This window comes from Streptococcus sp. 1F3 (assembly GCF_054968985.1).
On sequence record NZ_JBUEQR010000081.1, the window covers coordinates 1 to 5,516 of the forward strand.

At 41.2% G+C, this 5,516-nt stretch carries 1 protein-coding gene; it reads right to left on the reverse strand.

Going from position 1 to position 5,516, the window contains the following annotated elements; genetic code table 11:
• On the reverse strand, nucleotides 1-4,650 hold a 4,650-nt coding region (locus tag ACVPON_RS07250), incomplete at its 3' end, for a DUF1542 domain-containing protein (RefSeq protein WP_462877667.1).
• Nucleotides 4,651-5,516 lie beyond the last annotated feature (866 nt).

Below are 5,516 nucleotides of genomic sequence, written 5' to 3' on the forward strand. Positions count from 1 at the left end.
ATCAATGGCGGTTTTCTTTGCTTCTGCTGCCTTATCAATTTCTGACTTAGCGGTGGTCTTGGCTGTCGCATCTGGATTGATGGCAGAAATAGCGGTGGTGCCGGCAGTTTGAGCCTTCGTAACGGCATCATTGGTAGTTGCCGCATCAACTGCATCCTTGGCTTCCTGAGCTTTTGCATCAACTGCATTCTTAGCGGCTTGCTTTTCCTCGTCCGTCAAGTCTGTACGAGCATCAATAGCAGTTTTCTTTGCCTCTGTCGCCTTATCAATTTCTGACTTAGCGGTGGTCTTAGCTGTCGCATCTGGATGGATGGCAGAAATAGCTGTGGTGCCGGCAGTTTGAGCCTTCGTAACGGCATCATTGGTAGTTGCCGCATCAACTGCATCCTTGGCTTCCTGTGCTTTTGCATCAACGGCATCCTTAGCCGCTCGCTTTTCTTCATCCGTCAAGTCTGTACGAGCATCAATAGCAGTTTTCTTTGCCTCTGCTGCCTTATCAATTTCTGACTTAGCGGTGGTCTTAGCTGTCGCATCTGGATTAATGGCAGAAATAGCGGTGGTGCCGTCAGTTTGAGCCTTCGTAACGGCATCATTGGTAGTTGCCGCATCAACTGCATCCTTGGCTTCCTGTGCTTTTGCATCAACTGCATCCTTAGCGGCTCGCTTTTCTTCGTCCGTCAAGTCTGTACGAGCATCAATAGCAGTTTTCTTTGCCTCTGCTGCCTTATCAATTTCTGACTTAGCATTATCCTTATTTCCATTAACCTCACCGTTTAGGGCCACCTTAGCATTTTCAATTGCTTGGATAGCACGGTCAATCGCTACTTGATCTGAATTAGGATTGTCTAAAATTGTTCGTCCTTCTTGAAGAGCTGTATCGTATGCTGCCTTCTTATCCGGATCAGCCTTTTCATAATTAAGAGTCGGTTTAACCACATTTTGTTCATCAATTTTAGTAACTAGCTGACTCTTATCTACAACCGTTATCGTAAAAGTTTGTGGATCCGAGCTATTTCCAGTTGTATCTTCGGCTACAATGGTTACAGTATAAGTTCCTGGAGGAGCTGTAATTGTTCCAGTAATTCGCCCTTGAGTATCCGCAGTCAAACCAGCCGGTAAGCCACTCACAGTAACAGCCTTAACCTCAATATTATCCGTCACTTGTGGAGTAATATCAATTGAGCTATTTTTCTCAACCAAACGGTTATCAAGTGCTTCGACAGTCGGTTTCGTTTCATCAGGTCTCACAGTCGCTTGATAACTTCCTGTCGCCTGTGTTCCGTTTACATCTCTACGAACCACCTGAATTTTAGTTCCTAAACCTACAAAGTTCTTCTCAGGAGTAAAGGTCACTCGCCCATCTGCAGCAAGAGTATATATTCCCTCTCCTGCGATAGTCTTAGTCTTTGAGCCATCTAAAAATGTCGCTGCTTGAGTAGTATCCATTGGTACTGAAGCATCTCCTGGAGCAAAAGGAACCAGTTCAGACTGGACTCGATTCTGCTCACCTGTCGTAGCTACATCTTGACCAGTTGGTCTAACAGCTGTAACTGTTGGCGTATAAGTTGCAGTAGCGGTTCTTAGAATATGATTTCCATTTTTATCAACTCCCACACTAGTAGTCAGTTGCACTCGTACAGGACTTGCGGTTCCTACAAAACCTTTTTCTGGTGTAAAGGTCACTTGCCCTGTCGTTCCATCAACAGTATAAACACCTTGTCCACTCACAGTAACAGGAGTTGTAACAGGAGTATCTGATCCTGGTGCTAGAAGTTTTACTGGATAGGTGTTACTAGGATAGACTCTAGTCTGATTATCTGTCTTTTGGAAAACAAACTCAGCACTTTGAGCTTGTCCTTGCAAACCACTAGTTTCCTTGTTAGAAGTGCTAATATCCGGAATAATGACCTTTGGAATATAAACTGCATCCATGGTCTGTCCACTGATCGTATTAATATTCGTTAAACCTGTGCGAGCTTCTGCTGTCCAGCCTGTATCCGCTCCATTCTCATCCCAGGCTCTAATCACTACTCCTGTAGCATTTCCTACAAAATCAGCTTCAGGAGTAAAAGTAATTACTCCACTCTGTGGATTTAGGGTATAAACACCTTGACCTGCTACTTTCAGAGTTGTCTCATCAGATACTTGACCGTTGACCACGAATTTATAAGGTTTACTTGCATCTAAGTGATTGACACTATTAACATTATAGGAACGTTTTCCATAAGCCGTAAAGGTCACCGTTGTAGACTGTTGCTCGCCCTTCTTACCCTGAGTCTCCTTCTTACTTCCTCTCGGTGGTATTGTTTGCTGAATTTGGAAATCTTCCACTTCACCGGAATAGGCAATTCCAGTAGGGTTTTCAATATCACTACGATCTAGAGCAATTCGTACACGTCCTCCAAGAACCATCTTGGTAACATCTACGTTTTGAGGAATACCTCGGAAAGTAAAGGTCACTTTCTGATTCTCTCCTGTTACTTGGACAATATCCGAAGCCTCCCCGACACCATCAAAATGACCGTCAGCATTAAAATCAATAAATGCTCTTGCATAAGCAGTTGCACTACCATTTTTACTTGCTAAAACTGTCAAGCTATACTCAGAAGCTCCAGCCTTTTGAAGTGGATAATTTCCCTGGGTGCTGACACCATTCTTATCCAGAATCTCACCTTCTCCTAGAAGCTGACGTGTCCCTTCATCCCCAACACCAGTTTGATCATCTCCCTCCCAAGCTATAATTCCTGACTGTTCACTGTCAATGTCTACGTCTGGTTTAGTGCTTCCTAGGTATGGTTGTTGAAGATTATTTGCTACTCCTGTAGAGATTGTATGACGAGCCGTTCCGTAAGATGCCGGCGCATCTCCAGAATCAAAGATAACAAAACCAATCATGGCTCCTTGTTTTCCTTTAGAATTGATATAAATACCAATATTTCTCGCATCTCGAGTCAAAACAATCGGTACAGAATTAACATGATTCTCTGCCTTAATAGGACCAAATACCTTCGTTCCTAAACCATCAGCATAGGTTACACCATCCCGCGTAGCAGTCTGCTGAGTTGCTGGAGTAATCTGAGTGTTGAGCCATCCCTCATCAATCTTAGTAGTCTGAGACCAACCCACTCTAGTTGTATATTTTGCACTATCTGGAGCAGCCCAAGGATTATTAATAGGCGTATAAGAGCTAGTTGTCCTAGAACCAGATAATTCTGTCAAGAGTTCAAAAGGTTGACCATCTGTCGTATAGAGCTCTAGCTCATGTTCTGACGGCTCTTCACCAGTCATCAAGACGACATTGGCAGGCACTTCTTTGCCGTTCAAATTTGCCTTAATTGAGAATTCAACTCCTACATTATCCCCGTTATTCTGTGATTGGATAACTGTCTTTCCTCCAGTATCCAATCCGACATTTTTAGCGGCTGAGTAATGCCTATCCTGAGTAGTCAATATAACTGAAGCTGGTGCATTCGTATTGTTGTTATGGTTAGTCGCATTGGCATTATAGTTCTTTCCTCCACGTTGACGATATAAATCCGTCGCATTAAAAGGACGGAGCTTAGTCACCTCAAGCGTGATAGTATAACCTGGAACAATTTCCTTAACAAAGCGTGTTCCAACTTGCAAACTATTATTTGGCCCTATATTGGTCAGAGCGCTTGTATCATTGAAATCCAAGAAGACAATCTGATCTTTCAAGCGTTCGACACTCGTTCCAACATATTGCTTATAGTTCTGACTAGGATCTGAATTTGCTGGAGTAGTATTTCGTAAAGCACTCCTTCTAACACGACGACTTCTTTCTTGTACCTCATTTGGCGTAATCTGTGGAGTTGTTGAAGCTTCTACTTTTTCTACTTCTTTATTTACCTGCTTCACTTTTTCGACAATTGTAGCATCAGAAACTGACACCCCATTAGTAGTAGATTCGTGTATCCCTTCCAATTTTAGCTCTTTTGCTGGGCTCTCCTTAGTCGCTCCAACAATTGCATTTCCCGTTTCGGGCACTGGAGCGGTTTCTATCGCCTCTTCCTTGCTAGGAGATGCTGGATCGTCTGATGCTGGCCGAACTAACGAAGAATTTGAAACTGCACTAGTAGCTTGCTCCACCACCTGACTGGCTGCTAAAGTGTGTTGACCCCCATCCGGTAAAGCAACTGTAACTTGCCCATTATCAGCTACAGTAATAACAGTAGCTATCGGCAATTCTTGATTACTGTTTCTAATTTCTGCCTCAATCTGAACTTTCTCATCAGCTGTCAATTTTGAACGATCCTGAACAACTATCTTGTGAGATAGTAAAAGATTCAAAACTGAAGCGTTTTCAGTTTCCGCTACAACAGAAGCTGGACTTGCTGAATCCTCAACAGAAGGAACGCTCTGATCTACAAGATCCCTTTTCTTATCTTCTTTACCGTCTTCAGTAAGTACTCGTGTATCATTAGGGACTTCTCCTGCCTTTGTTACATCTTCTACAATAGCAACTTTAGGACTATGGCTTGCTTCTACATCCTCTCCATCAGCCTGAACAGTTTGAATCGGTTGAAGTGCTAAAAAAGCAGAAACACCTAACAAAACCGATACTGTTCCAACATTATATTTGCGGATTCCAAATCGAAAGCTTGTTAATTGTTTAAAAAATGATTCCATTACAATATCGACCACCTTTGTATTAAATTTATAGTTTTTTTCCTTATTTTCAATTCGCTCTCAGAATTATTCTAAGTTTTTATAAAAATATATGAAAAACTATATCAGTAGAATTATCCAAAACTACCCTTCTATAATTAAAACAGATTTATTATGTAAAGTAAAGTATTTCTTCCTATATAGTGGGATTTTTTGTACCCCACATCAAGTCAATCACATAAAACTCGCTGCGAAATACTACTTCTAACCAGATTTGTTCAAAAACAAAAGCCTCTTAAATACAGTGATTCCTATAATCAATTTTAAATTTTTTATTGCAATTCAGCTCTACTATATACCTGATACGCCTTATTGTAACTTTACTGTTAGACAGCAAATCATTCTAGTAGTGATGTGAAAAACACATATGGAGTATAGCTCAGTCACAAACAGCACCAAGATCACTACTGTAAAGATAATTTTATTCCAAAATATTACGGGAACTATTGGGGTTGATGGGTATCTGCTTTCTTAGGATGTCTTGGGTGAGGAGTAACCTTACGTCAACCATATTGCACTAAGAGAGCATAAAATCTTTCATGACGAATCGATTTTCCAACCCATTTCTGATAACTTGATGCAGTTTTTCGATGGTGACATATCCCCCGTAATTGCTCTATCTAGGTGTTTCTTCAAGGAGAAATTGGAATTGTTTTTCTCCTTGTGTACTTAGTTTCAAAAGAAGAGCATACTATGCTTCAGAATAAAGAAAAAGTCTATTTCGACTAATTTTCTTTATTCTTTTTTCGGCTCTATAATTTCTGTAGTGGGTAAATCCACTGTAGAGATTATGGAGCCTTTTTGAGTATAGAAAAAAAGTCCCATAT